The sequence below is a fragment of the Nocardia sp. NPDC051929 genome (assembly GCF_044548645.1).
Lineage (GTDB): Bacteria > Actinomycetota > Actinomycetes > Mycobacteriales > Mycobacteriaceae > Nocardia > Nocardia sichangensis.
On the sequence record NZ_JBIUCG010000018.1, the window covers coordinates 169,446 to 192,849 of the forward strand.

Genomic DNA, 23,404 nt, shown 5'->3' on the forward strand with positions numbered 1-23,404 from the left:
GATGTTCGTCGTCGAATCGCCGCTGCCTGCCACGGAAGCGGCCGAAACGGTCACCCCGTCGTATCGCCCCGCCCGGTTCCGCCGGGCGGGGCGGTTCGCCGTGCCGTACCTGTATCTGGCGCCCGCGCTGGCGTTGCTGGTCGTGTGGATCTACCGGCCGCTGGTCCAGGCGGTCGAGCTGTCCACGTATTCGTGGAACCTGCTGCCGACCTCACCGATGAAGCCGGTCGGCACCGGCAATTACGAACGGTTGCTGGATCTCCCGGCCTTCTGGGATTCGGTGGGCCGCACCGGGGTGCTGATCGTGGGCATGCTGCCGTTCACGGTGCTGCTCCCGCTGCTCATCGCGCTGGCCAGCCGACGGGTGCACGGCCGGGCGCGGACGGTCTACCACGCGTTCGTCTTCGCGCCGTTCCTCGTCGCGCCGGTCGCGGCGGCGGCGGTGTGGCGCTGGCTGCTGCATCCCGGCAGCGGCTTCGTCGATCAGGTTCTGCGCTCGCATCGCAACTGGGTCTACGACGTGGACACCGCGCACGGGGTGATCATCCTGATCACCGGATGGCAGTTGCTCGGCTTCGCCGTCCTGGTGATCTGGGCCGGGCTGGCGGGTATCAGCGGTGACTACGACGAGGCCGCCCGGGTGGACGGGGCGAGCGCCCGGCAGATCCGACGGTGGATCACCCTGCCCCTGCTGTCGCCCACACTGCTGTTCCTGGTGCTGACCACGGTATTGCTCAGTCCGACATTGACTTTCCCGCTCATCGACTCGATGACGCAGGGCGGTCCGGCGCAAGCGACCACCAATATCTACTACCTGCTGTGGGACTACGCCTTCCACAGCTTCGACGCCGGACTCAGCGCCGCCGCCGGTGTGCTGCTGTTCGCCGGGTTCGGCGTGATCGCGGGTGTGCTGGTGTGGGTCTCGGAAAAGGTTTCTTTCCATGATGATTGACCGATTGCGCACCGCGTGCAGCCATCTGCTGCTGGCCGTCACCGCGGTGCTGTGCGCGTTCCCGATCTACTGGCTGTTCGCGACGTCGCTGCGGCGGCCGGAGGACGTCACCTCGCTGTCGCCGATCCCCTGGCCGATCTCGTTCGCCAACTATGCCGACGCGGCCGACAAAGTCGACGTGGTGGCCCTGATCGGCAATACCTTCTTCGTCGCGGCGCTCTCGGCGGCGGGGCAACTGCTCATCGCGCTGCTGGCCTCCTACGCGTTCGCGATGTACACCTTCCCGTTCCAGAAGGTGCTGTACCTGGCGTTCGTCGGCACCTGGCTGGTGCCGTTCCAGGTGACGATGCTGCCCAACTACGTTCTGCTGACCAAACTCGGGCTGATCAACTCCCTGGTCGGCGTGGTGCTGCCGACGTTGTGCTCGGCGCTCGCGGTGCTGCTGCTGCGCCAGCACATGGCGAGCTTCCCGAAGGAGCTGGTGGCGGCGGCGAAGATCGACGGCCGCTCCTCCTGGTCGATCCTGTGGACGGTGGTCGTGCCGAATCTGCGCCCCGCGCTGGCGGCCTTGGGAATCCTGCTTTTCATCAACGCGTGGAACGAGTACTTCTGGCCCGCGGTGGTGCTGCGCCAGTCCAACAGCGTGTTGCAGCTCGGTCTGCGCAGTTTCATGGGCACCGAGGGCGATCAGTGGGGTCCGATGATGGCGGTGGCCAGCCTCGCCTGCCTGCCGGTGCTGCTGATGTACCTACTGCTGCAACGGCACATCGTCAACGCGTTCGTGCGGTCGGGGTTGAAATAGATCGTCGACGGGGTTTTCGAGGTCGGATAACTTCGAGAACCCCGGTCGGCGATGCCGCCGTCGACCGGGTATTCCCATCATCCGGACGGGCACTGCTGGTGGTGGTCGCCGATCAACGCCGCGGCCGGGGAGTCGATGTGTTCGCGCCGAGCTGGCCGACGGCCATGACACCGCCTCCGATCGCGAAGATCGCGAACTCTGTCCCGGGTTCCGCGTTGTGCTGGAAGAGCGCCGACATGAAGAGCGCGAAACCGACGGCCGCGATCGCCCCGCCGATCCAGATGCACGCTTTCGCCCAAGCAGGGGCTCTCGAGAGGTCATCAGGACGGGGAACGTCGATGTTGGTGTTGGTGCTGATGTAGTCGCGCCCGACCACCTGGCCCCGGTTGTTCACCACGACCTGACCGCCCTGTTCGAGCTGCGCCACCACACTCGGCGCGTCCAGCTGATCCAGCCGAGCGCGTATTTCGGACAGTTCCCGGGCGAATTGCTCGTCGATCAGGGCTTCGCGCTCGATCGCAGTGGCGACGCGGCGGCGCGCCTGGATGCTGTCCGGGTTCTGGGAAAGGATCTCGACGGGCTGACGTCCGAGCCTCCGCGTCACTGTCGCGGTCAGGGCACTGAACGCCTCGTCCAGTTGGGTGTTCAGCCACCTTCCGCTCGCTCCCCCTACCGCTGCGGCCAAATAAGCGGCAATCGCCATTCCGTCGATCATGCTCGCCTCCTCCTGCGCCCACCGAGCAGCACAATGGTCTCATCGAACGAGCGGCCGTGTCTGTTTCTCACGCGACGGAGGCAAGGGCGCCGCCATCGGACGCGTGCCGTCACCGCGTCCGATGGCGGCGGCTTCATGAGGCGACGCGCGACACCGTGGTGAGGGTCCCGATGAGGGCGGTGTCGTGATCCGCGGCGCGGAATCGGGGGTGATCGAGGATGTCGTGCAGGAATTCGGTCGTCGTGGCCACGCCCCTGCCATGGATTCTGGTCTCGGCCAGAGCCCGGCGCATCCGCGCGATGGCCGCGGGACGGTCGGGAGCCCACACGATGATCTTGGCGAGCAGCGAATCGTAGTGCGGCGGAATGGCATAGCCGGGGCCGACATGGGTGTCGATCCGGACGAACGGTCCGCCGGGTAGCGTGCATTCGGTGAGCGCGCCTGGGGCGGGCGCGAATTCGCGCTGCGGATCCTCGGCGTTGATCCGGCATTCGATGGACACACCGCGCGGCGTGGCGACGTCGGCGGACAACGCCAGCGGCAGCCCGGAGGCGATGCGCAACTGCTCGGCGACGAGGTCGATGCCGGTGACCATCTCGGTGACCGGATGCTCGACCTGTAGCCGGCAGTTGACCTCCATGAAGTAGAAATCGCCCCGCTGATCCAACAGGAATTCGAAGGTTCCCGCCCCGACGTAGCCGACGGCTTCGGCGCCGCGCACGGCCGCTGCCCCGATCCGGGCGACGAGTTCCTCGGACAGCCCCGGCGCGGGCGACTCCTCGACGAGTTTCTGGTGCCGCCGCTGCAAGGAGCAGTCGCGCGCGCCGAGATGCCGCACCGTGCCGTGCCGATCGGCCAGGATCTGGACTTCGATGTGCCGCGCCGAGTCGAGGTAGCGCTCCACGTACAGGCGGCCGTCGCCGAACACGGCGGTGGCGTTGGCGCGGGTCTCCTGCCAGGCCGCGGCGAAGTCCGCCGAGTCACGCACGACCCGCATCCCGCGGCCGCCGCCCCCCGCGACCGCTTTGATGATCACCGGGTAGCCGATGTCGTCGGCGAGGGTGTGCGCCTCGTCCACCGTGTCGAGCGGCTCACGGCTGCCCGGCAGCAGCGGCAGCCCCGCCGCGGCCATCAGTGACCGTGCCGTCGACTTGTCGCCGAGATCGGCCATGATCGCGGCGGGGGTGCCGACGAACACGAACCCCTCCGCCTCGCACACCTCGGCGAAATCCGGGTCCTCGGAGAGGAATCCGTATCCGGGGTGGATGGCGTCGGCGCCGGTGGCCCTGGCGGCCTCGATGATCGCGGGAATGTAGGAGTAGCTGCGCTTCGCGGGCCCGGGACCGATCCGGAACGCCTGGTCGGCGAGCCGGACGGCGGCCGAGTCGGCGTCGGCCGCGGAATACGCCGCGACGGTGGCGATCCCGAGTTCGGCGCAGGTGCGGATGACCCGCACGGCGATCTCGCCGCGATTGGCGACGAGCACCTTGCGGATCGGTCGCACGGTCATCGCACCACCTCGAGCACCAGCAGCGGCGCGCCGTGCTCGACCGCTTCCCCGTTCTCCACCAGGAATTCCGCCACCCGGCCCTCTCTGGTCGCGGTCACCGGGATCATCAGCTTCATCGCCTCGACGATGCCGACCTGCTGACCGGCCCGCACCGGGTCGCCCTCGGCGACGAACGGCGCCGCGCCGGGTTCGGGCGCGCGATAGAACACGCCGACGGTTTCCGCCGTCAGCGTGAAAGTATCCGCGTCCGAACGAGTGTCCTGCGGTGCGGACTCTGCGGGCGCCGCGGGGACCGGGGCGGCCGCCGTGGGTGCGACGGCGACCGGCCCACTGGTGCCGTTGTGCCCATCCCAGCTGATCCGCAGCACCAGCGGGCCGTTGGCGACGGTCACCGAGGTCGGCGCGGTCTCGGCCCGCACGGACAGCGCGTGCCGCGACAGCACGGTCAGCGCCTGGTCGGCGTCGACCGGATTCAGCGCGCGGCCCGCGGGCTCGGTGGTCACGGACTCGGTCATCACTTCTCCTGATCGTTCGTGGACAGTCCGAAGACACGGAAACGGTGGTGGCGCCGGTCGAGCAGTTGCGCCGCCTGGAGTCGCGCCAGATCGGACACGGCGTGGCGCAGCGCCTGACGCAGGGCGACGGCGGCCGCGGCGGGATCGCGATGCGCGCCGCCCGGCGGCTCGGGCAGTACGCCGTCCGCGACGCCGAGTTCGAGCAAGGAGGTCGAGTCCACCCGCAAGGCGGCTGCGGCGCGGGGTGCGGCGGTAGCGTCCTTCCACAGGATGGAGGCGCACCCTTCCGGGCTGATCACCGAATAGACCGCGTTCTCGCAGACGATCACTCGATCGGCCACCGCCAGCGCGAGCGCTCCCCCGCTGCCGCCCTCGCCGGTGACCACGGTGACCACCGGCACGGGTAGCCCGGCGAGCAGTTTGAGTGATTCCGCGATGGCGACGGCCTGCCCCTGTTCCTCGGCGGTCACACCGGGGTAGGCGCCTGCGGTGTCGACCAGGGTGATCACCGGAATGCCCAGCTTGGCGGCCAGGCGCAGCACGCGGGCCGACTTCCGGTATCCGGCCGGGGTGGGCATGCCGTAATTGCGCTGCGCCAATTCGGTTGCGGTGTGACCCTTTTGGGTGCCGATAACCACGACCGGCGCGCCGTCGAGGCGGGCCAGCGCGGTGATCATGGCCGGGCAGTCGGCCGACAAACGGTCGCCGTGTAGCTCCACGAATTCGTCGAACGACGCGGCCAAGTAGTCCAGCGTGGTCGGCCTGGCGAGTTCGCGCGCGGCGCGCACACTCTGCCAGGCGTCGCGCGGGGCGAGTTGGGTCGCGTCGGCGCGGACCGGATTCTCGTCGTCGGCGAACTCGACGGGACGCGAGCTGTCGGCGGCCAGCGCGAGCAGGCGCGCCAGCCGGTCCCGCAGGGCCGAGCGGTGGCAGATCATGTCCACCACACCGTGTTCGAGCAGGAATTCCGCGGTCTGGAAGCCCGCGGGCAGCGTCTCGCCGATGGTCTGCTGGATCACCCGCGGTCCGGCGAAGCCGAGACGCGCGCCGGGTTCGGCGATGATGATGTCGGTGGACGTGGCGTAGGAGGCCGCCACGCCGCCGTAGGTGGGATCGGTGATCACCGAGATGGTCAGCACGCCCTCGTCGTCGAGTTCGCGCAGCGCCTGGCTGGTCTTGGCCATCTGCATCAACGCGAGGATGCCCTCCTGCATGCGGGCGCCGCCGGACGCGGTGACCAGCACCAGCGGCACCCGCGCCGCGAGCGCGGTCTCGGCAGCGCCGGTGACCGCTTCGCCGACGGCCGCGCCGAGACTGCCGCCGAGGAAGCGGAAGTCCATGACCGCCAGCACCAGCGGTGCGCCGCCGATCGTGCCGCGCACGCAACGGATGGCGTCGGGCAGCCCGGTGCGACGGCTCGCCTCGGCATGCCGCTCGGGATAGGGCCGGGAGTCGGTGAAGCCGAGCGGATCGACCGCGGTGGCGGACGGCTGGATGTGCCGCGCCGATCCCGGGTCGAGCAGCGCCTCGGTGCGCTGGTCCGCGGTCAGCATGCCGTGCCCGTCGCAATCCGGGCAGACCCGGCCCGCGCGCTCGTAGCGTTTGGCGTAGAGCATGGCGGCGCAGGACGGGCACACCATCCAGGAGGTCCGGGTGTCCGGACCCGTCTCCAGTGTGGTCATCGTTCCTCCCTCGGTCGGGGTACGAAGCGGGCGCAGTCGGCGGGTAGCCGCACGCCCGCGGTGCGCAGCTGGGCGACGCGGGTGAGGTAGGCCGCGCCCAGCATCATCTGGTCGGCGATGTCGGCGACGTGCCGGTTGCGCAGCGCCGCCAGATAACTTCCGGCCGCCCAGTTGTTGAACCCGCCCATCGCGGGCCCGCACCAGATCTGGTAATCGGCGACGCGACCGGCCTCGCCGCGAATGCTCCACCCCGACGACAGCCCCAGATACCACCGGAACACCAGCGCCATCTTGCGTTTCGGGTCCGCGTCCGCGCCGGCCAGCTGGGCCGGATCGCGTTCGGTGAAGTAGCTGACGCAGTCCTCCCACACGGCGTCGAGGGGCCGCTGGAACAGCGTGGCCTCGAGCTCGCGGCGCAGCTCGGCCGGGAACGCGTCGATGCCGTCATAGGCGCGGTAGGTGTCGTAGAGCCGCTGCGCGCGGGTGGCGAACATGGTGCCGCGACGCAGCACCTGCACCTGGACGCCGAGCTCGAACATGTCCGAGGACGGCGCCATGGCGCAGTCGGCGAAATCCGCCTGAGTGAGCAGCTGTTTGGCGGTGTCGCACTGGGCGGCTTCCACGGTGGCCTGATTCACCGAACCGGTCACCACGTAAGCGGCGCCCAGCGCGAAGGCGGCGGCCGCGGCTGCGGGGGTGCCGATGCCGCCCGCCGCGCCGACCCGGACGGCCGCGGCGGCGGGCACGGTGCGGGCCAGTCGATCCCGTGCCGCGATGAGCTCGGGCAGCAGTACCAGCAGTGGTCTGCGGTCGGTGTGACCGCCGGAGTCGGCTTCGGCCGTGATGTCGTCGGCAATCGGCACCTGTTCGGCGAGCCGCGCCTGCTCGGGCGTCAGGTCACCGGCTTCGACCAGCGCGCGCAGCAGCCGTGCGGGAGCCGGACGCAGGAACGGCTCGGCCACCTCCACCCGGGAGACCTTCGCGATCAGGCGGTGGCGCACCTCGACGCGTCCTCGCCGGTCGACGGCCAGCCCCGCCGCCCGGTAGCGCACGACCTCACCGGTGAGGCCCATGAACGCCGACGCCTCCACGCAGCGAACCTGGTGCCGCAGGCAGGCGTCGACGATCGCGCGCTCCAAGGCGGGCTCGGAGGGGCTGTGGATGAGATTGCACGCGAACGGTTTTCCGACCAGCGTGCGGCTCAGCTCGGCCAGTGCCGCGTCCACCGCGGCGGGTGGAACGCCCGCCGCGCCGTAGGAGGCGAGGTATCCCGCCCGCGCCATCGCCGAAACCAGAGCGGGCGAGGCGATGCCGTTCGCCATCGCGCCTGCCGCGTAGGCCGCTCGCACGCCGTGGGCGGCGGCGAATCGCCGATCACCGAGCTGCTCGGGCGGCAGCGGAGCCACCGCCGCGAGCACCTCCGCGTGTGCCGCGGTGCGCTCGTCGGACGTCGCGCCCACCCGGCCGTCGTGGCGCACGATCCAGCACGGGCGCGTCAGGTCGGACAGGACGGCGGTGATGCCGTCGGCGGTGTCGGCGAGAATACCGGCCCGGGACGTGGTCATCAGCGCTCCTCCCGCTCGACGAGTTCGACCGCGAGATCGGTCAGCTCGTAGATGCGCAGCCCCGGCTTCCACAGCGAACCGTCGGCGACGACGGTGACCCCGCGCGGGCCGCGGTGGATCTCCTTGATGTGGGCCTCGAGTTCTACGGTGCCGTCGGTGGGCAGGAACTGCCCGCGGTAGCGCCAGCTGAACGTCCGGCCTGCGGGGATGCGGAAGACCGGATCGCCGATCGTGTCGGCGAATCCGGCGTCGATCATCCACTCTTGGATCGCGTGGATCACCGATTCCACACCGAGCGAGCCAGGGATCACCGGGTCGAGGTGGAAGTGCCGGGCGAAATACCAGTCGGACGGATCGATCTCGCGCAGCGAATGCAGATATCCGGAGTCGTAGCTGCCGCCGCCGTCGACCACCTCGACCCGGTCGATTAGCGCCAGGGTGCGCCTCGAGCACAGGCGGGCGGCCGGGTTCGCGCGGCGGGCGGCGACATCGATGGTGCGCACCCGTGCGCCCGGGTTCTCCGCCAGCCAGCTCGGCGCGGGGCGTCCCGCGTCGAGTCCGGTCTGGTTGGCCAAGGCCTCGTCGCTGAAGTAGCCGAACATGGTCTCGCCGGTGTAGAACGGCTCGCCGTCCACGCTGAGCGTGTAGTCGAAGGTTTGCAGCGACGAACCGGGCAGGATGGTGGTGGACAGCAGCCGAGAGGACTGGCTGATCGTCTTGTCCCGCAGGTCGATTTGCCGCAGCACGGTGGCGGTGCCGCCCAGGTTGCGCAGGCTCAGGGTGGTGCCGGGCTGGGTGAGCGTGGGACCCGCGTAATAGCCCATCAGCAGCGCCGCCTGCAACGAGGTCTCCATGTAGACGAAGTGCGGCATGGAGTCGTTCGCGGTGTCGCCGTAGTACCAGGAGTCGGCGGGTGAGTCGTATTCGGTGGTGTAGGACGCGCCGTCCAGGTTCCCGCGCTTGCCGTCGAAGTCGAGCACCCGGTCGACCAGCAGCAGGCCGCCGGTCGGCAGACGGGTCGCCCGCACCCCGGTGTACTCCGCGAATTCCGGTCCCATGGCGATTCCTTGGTCACCCCGGGCGAGGTGGGCCATGTGGAACTCGTTGAGCAGCAGGCTTTCCGAAAGCTGGCCGGGGCCGACCCCGCTGCCCGGACGCTCCACCACCGTGACCGTGACGTCGAGCGCGCCTTCCGCGCCCGCGACGCGGACGGTGCCGGTGACGTACGGCCGGGGCACCAAGTCGAGCGCGGTCACCGTCAGCGTGATCGTGCCGGACGCGGCACCCGCGACCGTACCCGCGCGTTCGGCGACCAGGGAGCTGCCCGACAGCACCAGCGGCAGGCCGAGATACAGCGCGAACACCTCCGCGACCTGCGTCGCCGCCGCGTGCGGGTCGCCCTCGAATCGTGCTTCGACGCTGCCCTTGCCGGAGCCGCCGTACAACTCGATGCGGGTCACCTCGGTGAGCGCGAGCCGGGTCGAACCGCCCAGCCGGACCGCCGCCACAGTGCCGGGGCGCCGGTACGCGGAGCCGAAGACGCTCAGCTCACCTTCGGCGAGACGGAGCAGGTCCGCTCGATCCAGGCGCGTGCGGTCGGTGCGAGCAGGCGGCTTGAAGGCGGACTCGGCGGCGGTGAATTCGCGCCGGACGCCGGACGCCTCCAGTCCTTCGTGGACGTGACCGGCCGCCTCGGCCGTGACCGACGAACGGCGCAGCGCTCGCTGCCACACCGCCCGCTGCATGGCCAGCTGCGCGCTCAACGCCGCCCGATGCGCGGCGACGACGCCGGTGCGGATTTCGGCGAGCGGACCGGCCGCACGCGAGGCGGAGCCGTCGGCATGCGCCGCCCGCGCCTCGGGTTGTGTTCCGGTGACCGCGAGACCGGCGGCCGGGGCCGTCTCCGCGTACCCGGCGGACGGGCTCGCCGGCGTGACCGTGTCGTCGGAGCCCGGCCGAAGCGTCGGCGCCTCGTCGACGCCCTCCCCCGTTTCCGCGAGCGCCGTCACCGGATCGAACGGAATCCCGTCGAATTCCAGGGCTGTCATGCCATCCACCGCCTCACCGAGGTCTGGAACTTCTCCGTCAGATCGGGTGTCGTCACCACGGTGACGTCCGAGAAACGTTGCAGTACAGTGCCGTCCGCCGTTGTGGCGGTGGCGTCGATCCGGGCGTCGACACGACCGGGGCGCGGGTTGTCCACGGTGAGCACGAACGGCTCGCTCGCGGGCAGTGGCCGGAAGTAGTCGATCCGCCCGGCGCCGAGCGGCAGACAGGCGCTGCCGAGCAGCCGGTGGCCCAGCACGGGCGGCCCCTGCAGGATCAGGTCGGCCAGGACCGGGTCGTGCAGCCGCCCGGCGTAGGCGCCGCCCGCCACGGTGGCGGGGGGCAGTTCGCAGTCGAAGACGATCGCGTCGTCCGAGACCGCCCGGACCCGGCGCAGTCCCTGCAACGCGGGCGCGTGGAACTGGACGGCGTCGGGGTAGATGGTCGCCTCGCCGACAGAACCACCCGGCACCGGCTTGCGCGGTGGCCGATCCGGCGTTTCGGCGAGCACGAGGGTTGCGCGGAAGTGGACGGCATTCTCGCCGCGCACCGTCGCCCGCACAGTGGACGCGCCCTCTTCCGGCGCGATTTCCAGTTCCAACTCGTCGAGCGGCCGTTCGAAGACGATGCCTTTGAGCACTTCGAAGTCCCGGACGCCGACCACCGTGCGGCCCGGCAGGCCGCGTTCGGCGAAGTTGATCATCGCGCCGAGCCCGAAGGTCGCGGGCAGCACGATGTGCTCACCGATCCGGTGCGCCGCGATGATCGGGTCCGCGGTGATCCCGGTGATCGTCCGCCGCGCTCGGACTGTGCCGGTGGCGGACGTGGTGTCCGACAACGACTTCGCGGGTCCGATGAGCACGACCGTGTCCGCGGAGCGCGCCTCGGTGAACTGCTCGGTGAACGCCGCCGCGCCCACCTGCGGGTCGAGCAATTCGACACCGCGCGTCCGGAAGTGTTCCCGCAAGGCGGGAGTCACCATGCCGCCGTCCCACGCACCCCAGTCGATCGCGGTGACATGGCAATTCGGCCGTTGCGCCCGCAGGCTCACCGCGAATCGGGAGAGCGCCTCGTTCGCTGCCGCGTAATCGGCCTGACCGGCATTGCCGAACAGCCCGGCCACGGAGGTGAACAGCACCAGATGACGCAGTTCGCCGAGCGCGCCGAGCACCGACGCCAGTCCGGCGATCTTGGGATCGAGCACGCGCGCGACCGATTCGGCGGTCTTGTCCGTGATCACGGAGTCGGCCAGCACTCCCGCTCCGTGCACGACGCCGGTGATCGAGTCCCGCCACGGTGCGAGCGCGGCGGCGACCGCCTGCTCGTCCGTGGCGTCGACCGCGAGGTACTCGGCGCGGGAGCCGAGCGCGGTCAGCGTCTCCCGGATCTCGCGTGTTGCGCGGATTCCGGACACGGCACGCTCGATATCGCGCGGCTTCGCGCCGGAACCGGCCAGCGCGCGTACCGCGGCGGCCTTCAGATCGGCATCGGAAACCCCTGCCGCCCAATCCGGTTCGGCGGCCGGTTCGGAGCGCCCGAGCAGCACGAAGCGCGCCTCGCTGCGCGCGGCCAGCGCCAGCACGCAGGCCGCCGTGACGCCGCGCGCGCCGCCGGTGACCAACAGGACGTCCTCGGCGGTGAGCACGGTGGCATCCTGCTCCGTGCCCGCTCGCACCGGGAGAACGGTGCGCGCGGGCGCGTGCCCGCTCGGCACCGGAGTCCATCGCCGCGCCGCCGCGTCGATGCCGACCTCGAGCGTGTCGCGAGCCGGATCGAACAGCTCGGCGGTGACGAACTCGGCCAGTTGCCGTGCGGAGCAGGCCGGGTCGACGTCGAGCGCCCGGCAGAACAGCTGCGGCTGTTCGGCGGCCAGGGTTTTCACCACACCGCCGATCCCGCCGAGCAGCGCGTGTTCGGGCTGCTCGGTGCCGTGGAAACCGAGTGCGCCGTCCAGCCGCGTCACCGTCACGAAGGCCGCTCGGTCCGATCCGCCGCGCAGCAGCGGCACAGTACGGCCGGCCAGGAGAATGCCGTCGGTCAGGCGGCGTTGCGCCGATGCCCAGTCGGCGGTGCCGCCCAGCAGGACCAGGCAGAGGTCGAGCGGCTCGCCGTCCAACCCGTCTACCGAATCCATCTGTCGCACAGTCCAACCGAGCCCGCTCAACGCTGCCGCGAGCGCGTCCGATCCCGAGTTCGCTTCGCCGGTCAGGTCGACGAGCACCGCCCGCGCCCCGTCCCGGTAGGGCGCTAACGCCCGATCGGGCGCGGGCAGCGCGACCAGTTCGACGGCGTGCCGCGACGTTCCCGCCGCGGCCTCAGCTTTTGGGTGGACATCACCTCCCGCCGTCCCGGCGAGTTCCACCACGATTTGATCCAGCGTGCGGAGTGTGCCCAACTGCTCCGGGCCCAGACTCGGCAGCTTCGGAAACCGTTCTTGCAACGCGCCGATCACCTGCACTCGTTTGATCGAGTCCACGCCGAGGTCGGCTTCCAGATCCATCGACGGATCCACCATCTCCACCGGATAACCGGTCTTCTCCGCGACCACCTCGCGCAGCGCGCGCCGCAACGCGTCGTCCGTCACCTCAGCGTCGGCCGGGGCGACCGCGCCGTTCGCCGACGATCCGGCGTCCTGCGCGCCGAGCAGCTCGGCGATCTGATCCAACGTGCGAAGCGTGCCCAACTGCTCCGGACCCAGACTCGGCAACTGCGGAAAGCGTTCCTGCAGAGCGCCGATCACCTGCACCCGCTTGATCGAGTCCACACCCAGATCGGCTTCCAGATCCATCGACGGATCCACCATCTCCACCGGATAACCGGTCTTCTCCGCGACCACCTCACGCAGCGCGCGCCGCAACGCCGCACCCGAGACCTGGTCGTCGGTGACCACGTGAGCGGTGCCGTTCGATGTCGCCGACGGCGCGGCCGGGGTCGGCGCGCCGGTGGCGCCGAGCAGCTCGGCGATCTGGTCCAGCGTTCGCACCGTGCCCAATTGCTCGGGGCCGAGGTTCGGCAGTTGCGGGAAACGTTCCTGCAGAGCGCCGATCACCTGCACCCGCTTGATCGAGTCCACACCCAGGTCGGCTTCCAGATCCATCGACGGATCCACCATCTCCACCGGATAGCCCGTCTTCTCCGCGACCACCTCGCGCAGCGCGCTGCGCAACGTGTCGCCGGTCACCTGGTCGGCGGGAGCAGCGTGCCCGTTCGTCGCCGGAGCGGGCGCCGCGCCGGGTTCCGGGGCGGAAGCGCGGTGTTCGTCCACGACCATGGCGGTGGCCAGCGGCCGTCGTACCGGCGCGGGCTCGATCGCCGCGCGCGGGGCGGGCGCGGGGCGCGTGACCTGCGTCGATGACCGTGACACCGGCGCGAAGCCGCTCTCCAGCTCGACCAGCTGGGCGAGCACCTCGCTGGCCCGCGCGTGGCTGTGGCTGATCGCGACACCGTGTTCCTTGACCGCTTCGATGGCGCGGACGGTGGCGGCGTCGAGCCTGCCGTCGCCGAGCGCGCCGGCCAGATCGCGGGCCATGTCCAGCTGGCCGTCCAGGAACTGGCGGTGCGTGTGCAGGTGCTGGACGAGCGCGCTCTCCAGCGCGTCCGAACCGGTGTCGGCGGGCTGCGGTGTGGGGTACACGGGTGTCTCCGTTGCTGCGGTGGAAGCGGTGGGCACGGCCCGCTGCTCGGCGGGCTGGTGATCGACCACGCTGTCGACCGGAGCGGGAGCCGCCGCGAGCACGCTGAGCCGGTATTCGGCGTCGAGCGCGGCGGCGTAGGACTTGCGCCGGGTGTCGGGCACGTATTCCGGCGCCGACATCGTCACCGTCATGGCGCGCCCGGTGACCGCCGCCTCCGGCTCCGGCGCGGTGTGGCGGTTGATGCCGTGCAGGCCGAACCCGAGCACGGCCAGGCGCACCGCCGCGCGGGTCAGCGCGAGATCGCTGTTGCCGATCGGGCCGGAGTCGGTCGCGATGACGACCACGTCGTCGCCGAGGGTGCGCCGCACCAGCGAGGTCAGCACCTGCTTCGGCCCGAACTCCACGAACACGGTGCAGCCCGCGTCGCGCATCGCGGTGAGCGCGGCCACGAATTCGACCGGCTTGCCGAGCTGTTCGGTCAGCACGGCCCGGTTGGCCGCCACGTCGTCGCCGTAGCGGGCGTCCGGCGTGTTGGCGAAGACCGGAGCGTCCGGCGCGCCGATGTGCACCTCGGTGATCGCGGCGCCGAACGCCGCGGTGGCGTGAGCGACATAGGGCGTGTGGAACGCACCGGACACCGGCAACGAACGGGTCGCCACGCCACGCTCACCGCAGCGCGCGACGACGGCCGCGATCCCCTCCGCACCGCCGCCGACCACGACCTGGTCGGGCGCGTTGTGATTGCAGATCCAGACGTCCTCGACACCGTCGAGCAGTTCCTCGGCGGTCTGCCGGGACGCACCGAGCGCCACCATGGTGCCCGCCTCGACACCCGGCTCAGGCGTCATGGCCACGCCGCGAGCGCGAGCCAGCGCGAAGAAATCGGCCGTGCTGAGCGCACCCGCGGCCCACAGCGCGGTCAGCTCACCGAAGCTGTGCCCGAGGTACCCGTCGGCGTGGAAGCCGTAGTCCGACAGCGCCGTGAACTGCCCTGCGGACAGCGCGCCGATCGCGGGCTGCGCGAATTCCGTTCGGCGCAAGACGCTTTCCTGCTCCGCCGCCACGTCGTCATCGAACGCGGGCGGCGGGAAGACCACCGACGACAACCGCACCGGCGCGCCCGCGAACGCCTCGTTGGCCGCGTCGAACGCCGCGCCGACCGCGGGATTGTTCACCGCCGCGTCCAGCCCCATGTCGACGTACTGGCTGCCCTGCCCGGCGAACAGCGCGCCCGCCTTGCGATCCGGCAGTGCGGCGGCGCGGAAGTACACGCCCTCGGGGTGCTCCCAGTCGGCGGCGTCGGGGTTGCGGACCAGTTCGTCCACCGCGAGCGAACGCAGATGCGCGGCGTTCTCCTCGTCCACCGAGACGAACCCGATGCGCGCGTGATCCTCCGGGATCTCGCCCCCGTCGGACGGCGCGACGCTGCGCACCGCATCGATCAGTCCGGACACGTCGGGCGCGTGCCACAGGTGCGCGCGGGCGGTGCGGTGCAGCACCGGGTGCGCGGCGCGGTCGGCGTCCGCCTCCTCGAGCACGACGTGGAAGTTGGTGCCGCCGAAGCCGAATGCCGAAGCAGCCGCGCGGCGCACCGGGCGCTGCGGGTCACGGATCCACGGACGCGTGCGGGTGTTCACGTAGTACGGCGCGTCGACGGCGGCGATCTCGGCGTTGGGCGCCGAGACGTTGATGGTGCCGGGCAGCACCTTCTGGTGCAGCGCCAGAGCCAGTTTCATCACGCTGGCGGTGCCCGCGGCGCCCTTGGTGTGCCCGATCTGCGACTTCACGCTGCCGAGTGCGGCGAAGGCCCGCTCCGGCGTCGCGTCGGTCAGCAGCTCCTTCAGCGCGGTGAGCTCGGTCTTGTCGCCGACGGGCGTGCCGGTGGCGTGCGCTTCGATGAGCGCGACATCGGCGGGCGAGATCTCGGCGTCGGCGTAGGCCCGGTCCAGCGCGACGCGCTGGCCGCCCGCGCGTGGGGCGTAGATGCTCTTGGCGCGGCCGTCGCTGGAGGAGCCGAGTCCGCGGATGACGGCGTAGATCCGGTTGCCGTCGCGGCGCGCGTCCTCCAGTCTGCGCAGCGCGAGCATGGTGATGCCCTCGCCGAGCAGCGTGCCGTTGGCGTCGGCGGAGAAGGGACTGATCTGCCCGCTGGACGACAGCGCCCCGACCTTGCTGAAGCACAGGTAGATGAAGATGGTGTTCTCGGTGTCCACGCCACCGGTGATCATCATGTCCGCGCGGCCGTCCTGCAGTTCGGCGATGGCGGTGCGCAAGGCGGCCAGCGAGGCCGCGCACGCCGCGTCCACGGTGCAGTTGATGCCGCCGAGACCGAGCCGGTTGGCCACCCGGCCCGCGGTGATGTTGGCCAGCAGGCCGGGGAACGAATTCGCCTCCCACGGCGCGAAAGCCGCGACGAACCGATCGGCGATGGCGTCGGCGTCCGCGTCGGACAGACCGACCGAGCGCGCCGCCTCCTTCAGCACCGGCGTGGACAGCCGCGCGGCCAGCGGGTGCATCAGCGGCACCGGGCCGGTGGTGCCGAGGACCACGCCGGTGCGGCCGGCGTCGTACCAGGCGGAGTCCACCGCGCCCGCGTCGCGCAGCAGGTCACGCGCGACGCCGAGGCTGAGCGTCTGCATCGTGCTGGTCACTTCGAGCTGGTTGGGCGGCAGCCCGAATTCCAAGGGGTCGAACTCGATGTCGGGCAGGAACGCGCCCCGGCGCGAGTAGGTCTTGTCCGGCGTCGCGGGGTCGGGATCGAAGTAGTCGTCGAGGCTCCAGCGCGACCCGGGGACCTCGGTGGTGCAGTCGACGCCGTCGACGATGTTCTGCCAGTACTCTCGATGATTGTGGGCGTTGGGCAGCAGCCCGGACATCCCGACGATGGCGATCGGGTTGCGCGCCAGGCGTCTGTCGTCTGTCACGGAAATTCCTCTCGAACCGGGTGGATGGTCAGGCGGCCACGGTCGTCGCGGTGCGCGACGCGACGAGTTCGGCGACGCTCGCGGCGAACCGGTGGTGGCCCAGCGAACTGGGGTGCAGACCGTCGGCGGTCCACATCTCCGGCCGCTCCCATTCGGGTTGGGTGGCGATGTCCAGCAGCAGCGTGCCGGTGTCGGCGGTGACGTGCGCGAGCACCGCGTTGGCGAAGGCGAACCGCTCGCGCAGCAGCGCGCGGAAGCCGTCGGGCACGGGCAGCCGGGCCGGGATGTCCGGGTAGCTGGCCGTGAACACGGTCGCGCCGCCTGCCCGCAGGCCGCCGAACAGCTCGGCGAGGTTGCGGGCGAAGCGGTCTTCGGCGAAATCGCTCACCAGGTCGTTCACGCCGACCACGACGCCGAACAGGCCGGAACGGCCCGAAAGCGCCACGCGCAGTTGATTTTCCAGCACGACGGTGGTCGTCGCGCCGTGCTCGCCGAGATTGCGCACCGCCGCGGGCCGCAGCCCGAGCTGGCCGCCGAGACGCGGAACCCAGCCACGGTAGCCGCCCCCGGGCGCGGCGTCGCCGCGCCCTTCGACGAAGCTGTCACCCAGCGCGGTCAGCACGGGCGCGCTCATGCGGTCACTCCGTCCTTGCTGACGTGCCTGGCCGCCGCCGGGAAGTTCACCTTCTCGTACAGTGCGGCCAGCTCTTGCTCGCCGAAGTACTTGTCCGGCGAGTAGATTCCCGCGATCAGCCCGAAGAAGTGCTTGGTGTAGTCCGCGTCCAGCGACGTCGCGCGGAACACCGAGTCGTAGTACGGGGTCAGCGACAGCTCCGAGATGCTCAGTGTCAGTTCGTAGGTGCTGGCGCTCTGCGCGTCGCGCTCGCGCTGATACTCCGCCAGCGCCTCGTCCATCGGACGCGCACCGGACAGGCCTTCGTCCACGTGGTCGGCGAGCAACTGCGCGTACTTGAACGCGTCGGTGATGCCCCAGCCGGTGAACGGATCCTTGTGGTAGGCGGCGTCGCCGACCAACGCCCAGCCGGGGCCGTGCGACGCGCGGCGGTAGTTGTCCGGGTACAGCATCGGGCGGAACTGCTCCACCCGCTTGCCGGTGTCGCGCAGGCGAGCGCCGATCTCCGGGTCGACCTGGTCGACGATCTCCTGCACGGCGGCGTCCGGGTCGGCGCGGAACTCGCGGAACCGGTCCCGCTTGCGCATGACCGCGACCAAGGCCAGATCGTCGTTGGTCGGCCAGGACGCGAACTGCTGCTCGCCGAATCCGGTGCGGTGCTGCATGCCCCAGTCGACGCCCTCGTAGTAGGAGTAGTAGACGAAGCACGCCGCGGGCGAGCCCTCGTACTCCTGTGCGCCGACGGCCTTGGCCACCAGCGAGTTCGAGCCGTCGGCGCCGACCACCAGTGTGGCGCGGAACTCTTGCTCGGCGCCGTCGCCGATCGCCCCGCGGATGCCGGCCACGCGGTCACCGTCGAAGACCAGTTCGGAGACGGTGAAGCCCTGGATCACCTCGACGCCGGAGTTGCCCGCGGCCTCGACCAGGATCTTGTCCAGCACCGTGCGGCGCGGGCAGTAGACGGCGTCGATGCCGTCGGCGGCGGTATCGGCGAAGCCCTTGATCACGATGTCGGTGTAGGAGAAGTTCAGGTGGCGGATCGCCGGAACGCCGGTGGCGACGACCTCGTCCAGCAGGCCCCACGACTTCAGGAAGCCGAGCCCGGCCTGGTGGATGTAGTGGGTCGAGGGGGTGTCGCTGGGGAAACTCGCGCGGTCGACGGCGAGCACCCGGTAGCCCTTCCTGGCCAGCAACATGGCCAGCGGGGCGCCCGCGACCCGGGTTCCGACAACGATGACGTCGTACATGTTTCGCATCACTTTCCGGTAGTCGAATTCCGATTCGAGTCTGTGGCCGTGCCTGGCGCTCGACCACCGCGCCGGGCCCTGATTCATCGGCCGATCGGCCGCGGCTATCGTGCGGGCCGTGGCGCGGAATACAGCAGTTCGATATCCGCCGCGTAGGCTTCGGCGATCGCGGCGCGGCGCAGTTTTCGTGACGAAGTCGACAATCCGTCCTCGACGGTGAAATCTCCGTCCACGATTCGAAATGCCCGAATCGATTCCGCGCGCGAGACGAGCGAATTCGCGTCGTCGACCGCCGATTGCACGGAGGCGGTGAGATCGCCGTCCGGCTCGGTGGCGCGCCAGCGCCGCACCTGCGCCTGATCCAGAGTCACCAGGGCGGTCACGAAATCGCGGCCGTCGCCGAGCACCATGCAGTTGGACACCAGCGGATGCAGCCGGATCCGGTCTTCCAGCGGCGTGGGCGCCACGTTCTTGCCGCCGGAGGTCACCAGGATCTCCTTCTTACGCCCGGTGATCCGCAGGAATCCGTCGTCGTCGATTTCGCCGAGGTCGCCGGTGTGCAGCCAGCCCTCCGGGTCCACCGGCGACTGGCTCGCCGCCGCGCCCCAGTACCCCGGCGACACGTGCGGTCCGCCGACCAGCACCTCGCCGTCGTCCGCGGCGATGGCCACCGAGGTCCCCGGAATCGGCCTGCCGACCGTGCCGAGCCGGTTGGTCTCGGGGGCGCTCACCGTCACGGCGGTGGCGGCTTCGGTGAGGCCGTAGCAGTTGAGCAGCTCCACGCCGAAGGCCGCGTAGAACCCGACCGTCGAATCGTCCAGCGAGGCGCCGCCGGAGATGACGTAGCGCAGCTCACCGCCGAGCGCTGCCGCCACCGGGTGCGTCGACGGCTCCGGCGTGGCTCGCGCCCGCATCAGGTCGAGACCGCGCTCCACCGCCTCCCGCTCCTCGGTCTCGGTGAGCAGGGTGCGGCAATACTTCCGAATCTTCTCCAAGCCGTAGGGAATCATCGCGAGGAAGGTCGGCCGCACGGCGGGCAACGTGGGCACCAGGTCCGGAATGCCGGGCAGCAGATGCGTGCGGCTGCCGCCGAACAGGCAGGCGAACAGGATGGTCTGGCCGAAGACGTGCGACAGCGGCAGGGCCAGCACGGTGGTCCCGTCGAACATGGCACCGGTGCGGCGCACGGTGTTCGACGAGGACACGAACATGTTGCGATGGGTGATCAGGCAGCCCTTCGACACGCCGGTGGTGCCGCTGGTGTAGACGATCATCGCCAGGTCGTCCGGCCGGACCGCGGCGATGCGCGCGGCCAGCCCCGGATCGACCGCGCCGGTGGCCCAGTCCGCGATCTGCTCGAAGGCCCAGACCTCACCCGCGCCGGCCGCGCGCAGCCGCTCGGCGTCCTCGGCGCTCTCGGCGGCGAAATACGCGCTTCCGCTGTCGCTCAGGATGTGCTCGATCTGGCTCGGTGACGAGGTGGGGTAGACCGGCACCACCACCGCGCCCAGGGCCAGCAGCGCGCAATCCAGCAGCACCCACGACAGATTCGTGCGGCCGAGCACCGCGACCCGATCACCCGCCGCGACGCCGCGCTCGGCCAGAGCCGAGGCCAGGGCACGGGCCCTGTGGTCCACCTCGGCGCTGGTGAGCCGCGTTCCGTCGGCGTCGCACAGCGAAAGCCGGTCCGGGTGCTCGGCAGCCGCGCCGGAAATCACCGAGTACAAACTCGCCGAGTCCGGCAGATCGAAACCATTCTCACCGACCGACACTGCGATGACAGACACTGTGTTCACAATGTCGAATTCTGGTCGGCGGCACGGAATTACCGCGTCGCCGACATCGCGGTTCCTACCGCGCGAATGTCATCACCTATCGACGTGGTCAGGCCGATACCGCGCGGGCAATATCGATTTGCGCCGGTTCCGGAGAATCGATGCAATCCAGGAAAAAGCCGACCGCCGGATTCGGCTCGTCCGCACGCCACACCGCGTACAAATCGAGCGTCGGCACCGGATCGAACAGTTTCACCGCGACCGAAGCCGTTCCCGGTCCGCCCATGCCCATCGAAATCGCCCGCGGCAGCGAGGCGAAGCCCACCAGCGGGCGCACCGAGACCATGTGCGCCGTCGCACCCGGGTCGTCGGCGGTCTGCGCCACGGCGAGGGAGATCCTGGAATCCGCCGCCGCCCGGAAGATCGAGTCGTACATGGCCGGACACTGTTCCCTGGCGAAGAGCACACATTCCTGGCCCTCCAGTTCGGCGAAGGGAACGCCGGGCCGGTCGGCCCACCGATGCCTGCGCCCGACCACGGCGACCAGTGGCACCCGGTGCAGCAGCCGCCGGTACCGGAAGTCGGTCGTACTGGGATGGCCGTACACGAGGGCGAGGTCCAGCGACCCGTCGGAGAGCGCCGCCAACTGCGGGCCCGTGCGCTTCTCCCACAGCGACACCACGATGTCGGGATGTCGCTCCGTCATCCTGGTGAGCGCCTCCGGCAGCACGTGTCTGCTGGCCGGAAGGTTGTACCCGATGTTGAGGGTGCCCGCCCGCCCTTCGGCGGTCGCCTTCGCGGCCTGGGCCGCGCGGTCCATCTGCGCCACGATGAGCCGGGCCTGACTCTCGAACTCCCGGCCCGCCGGGGTCAGTTTGACCTCGTGCGAGTTGCGTGCGACCAGTTGCACGCCGAGCGATTTCTCCAGCTTCTGCAGCTGGGCACTGAGACTGGGCTGCGTGAGATGCAAGCGCTGCGCTGCGCGGCCGAAATGCAGCTCTTCGGCAATCGTGATGAACGAAACCAGATGTCGGAACTCCATGCCGCCGGCTCCTTTTTCCGCGTACCGGAAACGGTAGCGCCACCAAGTAACCGAGGATGAACCGAGATCGGACGAACGACACCGAAACCGTAGCCGATCGGTGAACTGCCGCCGAAGGGGCGAGAGGGTGTGCTACTCGCGCCCGTGACCATCCAGCTTCCCCGAAACCCCGCCGGAGGGCAACTCGAAAGACGGAAACCCGGTGTGGGGCAACCGCGCTGCCACCGCGGCGCGGGCCGGGGCACTAGCCGAAATACTGGTGGAACCACGCCGTCAGGTCGGCTTCGCTCTTCGGCCCCGGTTCCGGGTGATCGGCGCGCAGCGTGCAGAAATTCCCGATGACCGCGTACTTCTGATGGATCACCAGCAGACAGTTCGGGCCGAGCGCCGCGTCGGTGTTCGGATAGCAGAAATAACGGCCGAGGACTTTGCCGTCCTGTCGCCAGACATCGTCACCTTGGTCGCCGCGACCGCAGACATGGCCGGAGAACTGCGCGCGGTCGGCCTCGTACAGTGCCGTCGCGGACTCCGGGTTCGAGAGGCCGAAGAACTCCGCGGCCGGAAATCCGGCCTTCGTCCCGCAGGCCAGCGCCGCGGCCACCGGACCGGGCGGCGGGTCGGCGTGGCGGCAGTTGGCCGGCCCGAAATCACCGGCCAGATGGTTCAGCACCGCATGATCGGCCTGCGTGAAATAGTCGGGATCGCGGGCGACGTCGGAGGTGCGGAACCCGAGGCGGTTACGCACGGCGGCATAGTCGCGGTACGGCTGCTCGTCGGGGTTCCAGATGTACACCGCGGCCGCCGAAGCCCGCTCGTCCGTGAGCAGCAGCGCGGGCCGCGGCGCGGCGGGATCGTCCATCTTGCTCTCGAAACACGACTTGCGGCCGACTTCCACGCCGTCGCGCAGCATCGGCCCGTCCGGCCCCGGCGGATCTCCCGGGCAGTTGTGTCCGTGCAGCGCGGTCAGCAACGACGACGTGTAGCCGCGCAGTTGGTCGACGGTGCGAAACCGCAGGAATCGCGCCACGGGGTCGCTCGCCGCCGGATTCGCGGCGCAGAACACGACGGCGACCGTGGGAGCGTCGGGAGTCTCGTGCACACAATTCGCGCGTTTGTAGCCGGAGGGGCCGACCAGCGAGAGCAGTTCGACGTCCGCGCCGTTCGGCGCGCTCGCGTCGGGCACGGCGGTGCCGGAGGTAGGCCGGACCAGCTCCCAGCCCAGGAAGCCGAGCGTGGCGGCGAGCAGCACGACGCCCAGCAGGGCGAGCACACGCAACAACCGACGGCGGTGTGGCCGCCTCGGGCGGTGACCGCGGCCCGCCGCCCCCGACCGGTCCTCCGGACTACCCGCACCGGCAGGCGCGTCCGCGGTCCCCAGCGACTCCGACGGGCCCGTAGCCGGGCCCACCACGACCGCCGCCTGCGCCGCCGCCCCCAGATCACCCGCGGTGCCGTACCGCGCCTGCGGATCTTTGGCCATGCCGCGCGCGACGACGTCGTCCAGCCGGAGGGGCAGGCCGGGACGGTGCGAGTGCGGCTGCGGCGGCGGCTCGAACAGGTGCGCGGAGATGATCTGCGCTTCGGTGTCGCGGGGGTACGGCCGCGAACCGGTCAGGCACTCGTACAGCACGCAGGTCAGGGCATAGATATCGGCGGCGGGGGTGACCGTGCGAGAGTGGAACCGCTCGGGCGCCATGTAGTGGAACGACCCGATCGCCGAGCCGGTGCCGGTGAGACTTTCCCCGGTCGCCGACTGCGCGATCCCGAAGTCCACGAGATAGGCGAAGCCGTCGGGGGTGAGCAGGATGTTGTCCGGTTTGACGTCGCGGTGCACCAGGCCGTCGGCGTGCGCGGCGTCCAGCGCGGCGGCGATCTGCCGGATGATCGCGACCGCCCGCTCCGGCTCCAGCGGCCCCTGCGCTTTCAACAGCGCACGCAAGCTGTCGCCGCCGACCAAGCGCATGTCGATGTAGAGCCGGCCGTCGATCTCGCCGTAGTCGTGGATCGGGATGATGTGCGGTTCCTGCAGCCGCGCCGCGACGTGCGATTCGCGCCGGAATCGTTCCCGGAACACCGGGTCGTCGTGCAACCGCTCCGGCAACACCTTCAGCGCGATGACGCGATCCTTGACGGTGTCATAGGCCTCGAACACCTCCCCCATGCCGCCACGACCGATCAGGCGATCCAGGCGATACGGCCCGAATCGCGACCCCACCTCGAGCGTCTGACGTCGCGTCGTCATCTCGTCCTCCGTGACGGGGACCCGGACTTCCGGGGGTCGTGCCCCGGCTTCCCGCGCTCAACTGTAGAGCCCGGCGAACCCCTTCGGCGGACGTATCGCACAGCGGGCCGGTCAGCGG

The 23,404-nt window shown here is 70.3% G+C and carries 14 protein-coding genes; 2 read left to right on the top strand and 12 right to left on the bottom strand.

Annotation, left to right across the window (positions count from 1 at the left end; genetic code table 11):
• The first annotated feature begins 1 nt into the window (after position 1).
• Positions 2-952 (top strand): carbohydrate ABC transporter permease, encoded by a 951-nt coding sequence (locus ACIHAX_RS25180; protein ID WP_397279885.1) that lies wholly within the window; start codon positions 2-4, stop codon positions 950-952.
• Complete coding sequence (locus ACIHAX_RS25185) at positions 942-1,754, top strand: carbohydrate ABC transporter permease (RefSeq protein ID WP_397279887.1); 813 nt, start codon at positions 942-944, stop codon at positions 1,752-1,754. Before ACIHAX_RS25180 ends, ACIHAX_RS25185 begins: the two co-directional genes overlap by 11 nt.
• Before the next feature lie 112 nt (positions 1,755-1,866).
• Here ACIHAX_RS25185 and ACIHAX_RS25190 read toward each other — a convergent pair whose 3' ends face one another.
• The 12 genes from ACIHAX_RS25190 to ACIHAX_RS25245 form a co-directional block, all read right to left on the bottom strand.
• Positions 1,867-2,469 (bottom strand): hypothetical protein, encoded by a 603-nt coding sequence (locus ACIHAX_RS25190; protein WP_355076442.1) that lies wholly within the window; start codon positions 2,467-2,469, stop codon positions 1,867-1,869.
• Between the two features lie 133 nt (positions 2,470-2,602).
• Entirely contained in the window at positions 2,603-3,979 is a 1,377-nt protein-coding gene (locus ACIHAX_RS25195) for an acetyl/propionyl/methylcrotonyl-CoA carboxylase subunit alpha (protein ID WP_397279890.1), read from the bottom strand.
• Positions 3,976-4,494 (bottom strand): biotin/lipoyl-containing protein, encoded by a 519-nt coding sequence (locus tag ACIHAX_RS25200; protein WP_355076446.1) that lies wholly within the window; start codon positions 4,492-4,494, stop codon positions 3,976-3,978. The genes ACIHAX_RS25195 and ACIHAX_RS25200 overlap by 4 nt, the downstream gene beginning before the upstream one ends.
• Positions 4,494-6,176 carry an acetyl-CoA carboxylase carboxyl transferase subunit alpha gene (accA, locus tag ACIHAX_RS25205; RefSeq protein ID WP_364433606.1) on the bottom strand — a complete coding sequence of 561 codons (1,683 nt, stop codon included), beginning with the start codon at positions 6,174-6,176 and terminating at the stop codon, positions 4,494-4,496. The genes ACIHAX_RS25200 and accA overlap by 1 nt, the downstream gene beginning before the upstream one ends.
• Positions 6,173-7,741: a PfaD family polyunsaturated fatty acid/polyketide biosynthesis protein gene (locus ACIHAX_RS25210; protein WP_397279893.1), complete on the bottom strand. Its 1,569-nt coding sequence runs from the start codon at positions 7,739-7,741 to the stop codon at positions 6,173-6,175. Before ACIHAX_RS25210 ends, accA begins: the two co-directional genes overlap by 4 nt.
• Positions 7,741-9,789: a beta-hydroxydecanoyl-ACP dehydratase gene (locus ACIHAX_RS25215; RefSeq protein WP_397279895.1), complete on the bottom strand. Its 2,049-nt coding sequence runs from the start codon at positions 9,787-9,789 to the stop codon at positions 7,741-7,743. The genes ACIHAX_RS25210 and ACIHAX_RS25215 overlap by 1 nt, the downstream gene beginning before the upstream one ends.
• Positions 9,786-16,346, bottom strand: a complete 6,561-nt coding sequence (locus tag ACIHAX_RS25220; RefSeq protein WP_397279897.1) for an SDR family NAD(P)-dependent oxidoreductase — start codon at positions 16,344-16,346, stop codon at positions 9,786-9,788. The genes ACIHAX_RS25215 and ACIHAX_RS25220 overlap by 4 nt, the downstream gene beginning before the upstream one ends.
• A gap of 28 nt (positions 16,347-16,374) precedes the next feature.
• Positions 16,375-16,980 carry an SGNH/GDSL hydrolase family protein gene (locus ACIHAX_RS25225; protein WP_364433618.1) on the bottom strand — a complete coding sequence of 202 codons (606 nt, stop codon included), beginning with the start codon at positions 16,978-16,980 and terminating at the stop codon, positions 16,375-16,377.
• Complete coding sequence (locus ACIHAX_RS25230) at positions 16,977-18,236, bottom strand: NAD(P)/FAD-dependent oxidoreductase (RefSeq protein ID WP_397279899.1); 1,260 nt, start codon at positions 18,234-18,236, stop codon at positions 16,977-16,979. Before ACIHAX_RS25230 ends, ACIHAX_RS25225 begins: the two co-directional genes overlap by 4 nt.
• Positions 18,237-18,331: 95 nt before the next feature.
• Entirely contained in the window at positions 18,332-20,014 is a 1,683-nt protein-coding gene (locus ACIHAX_RS25235; protein WP_364433624.1) for an AMP-dependent synthetase/ligase, read from the bottom strand.
• Between the two features lie 97 nt (positions 20,015-20,111).
• Positions 20,112-21,044 carry a LysR substrate-binding domain-containing protein gene (locus ACIHAX_RS25240; protein WP_355076459.1) on the bottom strand — a complete coding sequence of 311 codons (933 nt, stop codon included), beginning with the start codon at positions 21,042-21,044 and terminating at the stop codon, positions 20,112-20,114.
• 244 nt (positions 21,045-21,288) lie between these two features.
• The gene (locus tag ACIHAX_RS25245) at positions 21,289-23,286 is read right to left on the bottom strand and encodes a serine/threonine-protein kinase (protein ID WP_397279903.1); all 1,998 of its coding nucleotides are present in this window, start codon (positions 23,284-23,286) and stop codon (positions 21,289-21,291) included.
• Positions 23,287-23,404: the final 118 nt, after the last annotated feature.

Coding starts and splice junctions, on each gene's coding strand:
- ACIHAX_RS25215 (WP_397279895.1), bottom strand. CDS start 9,789: ATGACAGCCCTGGAATTCGACGGGATTCCGTTCGATCCGGTGACGGCG.
- ACIHAX_RS25180 (WP_397279885.1), top strand. CDS start 2: ATGTTCGTCGTCGAATCGCCGCTGCCTGCCACGGAAGCGGCCGAAACG.
- ACIHAX_RS25245 (WP_397279903.1), bottom strand. CDS start 23,286: ATGACGACGCGACGTCAGACGCTCGAGGTGGGGTCGCGATTCGGGCCG.
- ACIHAX_RS25230 (WP_397279899.1), bottom strand. CDS start 18,236: ATGCGAAACATGTACGACGTCATCGTTGTCGGAACCCGGGTCGCGGGC.
- accA (WP_364433606.1), bottom strand. CDS start 6,176: ATGACCACACTGGAGACGGGTCCGGACACCCGGACCTCCTGGATGGTG.
- ACIHAX_RS25240 (WP_355076459.1), bottom strand. CDS start 21,044: ATGGAGTTCCGACATCTGGTTTCGTTCATCACGATTGCCGAAGAGCTG.
- ACIHAX_RS25185 (WP_397279887.1), top strand. CDS start 942: ATGATGATTGACCGATTGCGCACCGCGTGCAGCCATCTGCTGCTGGCC.
- ACIHAX_RS25225 (WP_364433618.1), bottom strand. CDS start 16,980: ATGAGCGCGCCCGTGCTGACCGCGCTGGGTGACAGCTTCGTCGAAGGG.
- ACIHAX_RS25190 (WP_355076442.1), bottom strand. CDS start 2,469: ATGATCGACGGAATGGCGATTGCCGCTTATTTGGCCGCAGCGGTAGGG.
- ACIHAX_RS25200 (WP_355076446.1), bottom strand. CDS start 4,494: ATGACCGAGTCCGTGACCACCGAGCCCGCGGGCCGCGCGCTGAATCCG.
- ACIHAX_RS25195 (WP_397279890.1), bottom strand. CDS start 3,979: ATGACCGTGCGACCGATCCGCAAGGTGCTCGTCGCCAATCGCGGCGAG.
- ACIHAX_RS25210 (WP_397279893.1), bottom strand. CDS start 7,741: ATGACCACGTCCCGGGCCGGTATTCTCGCCGACACCGCCGACGGCATC.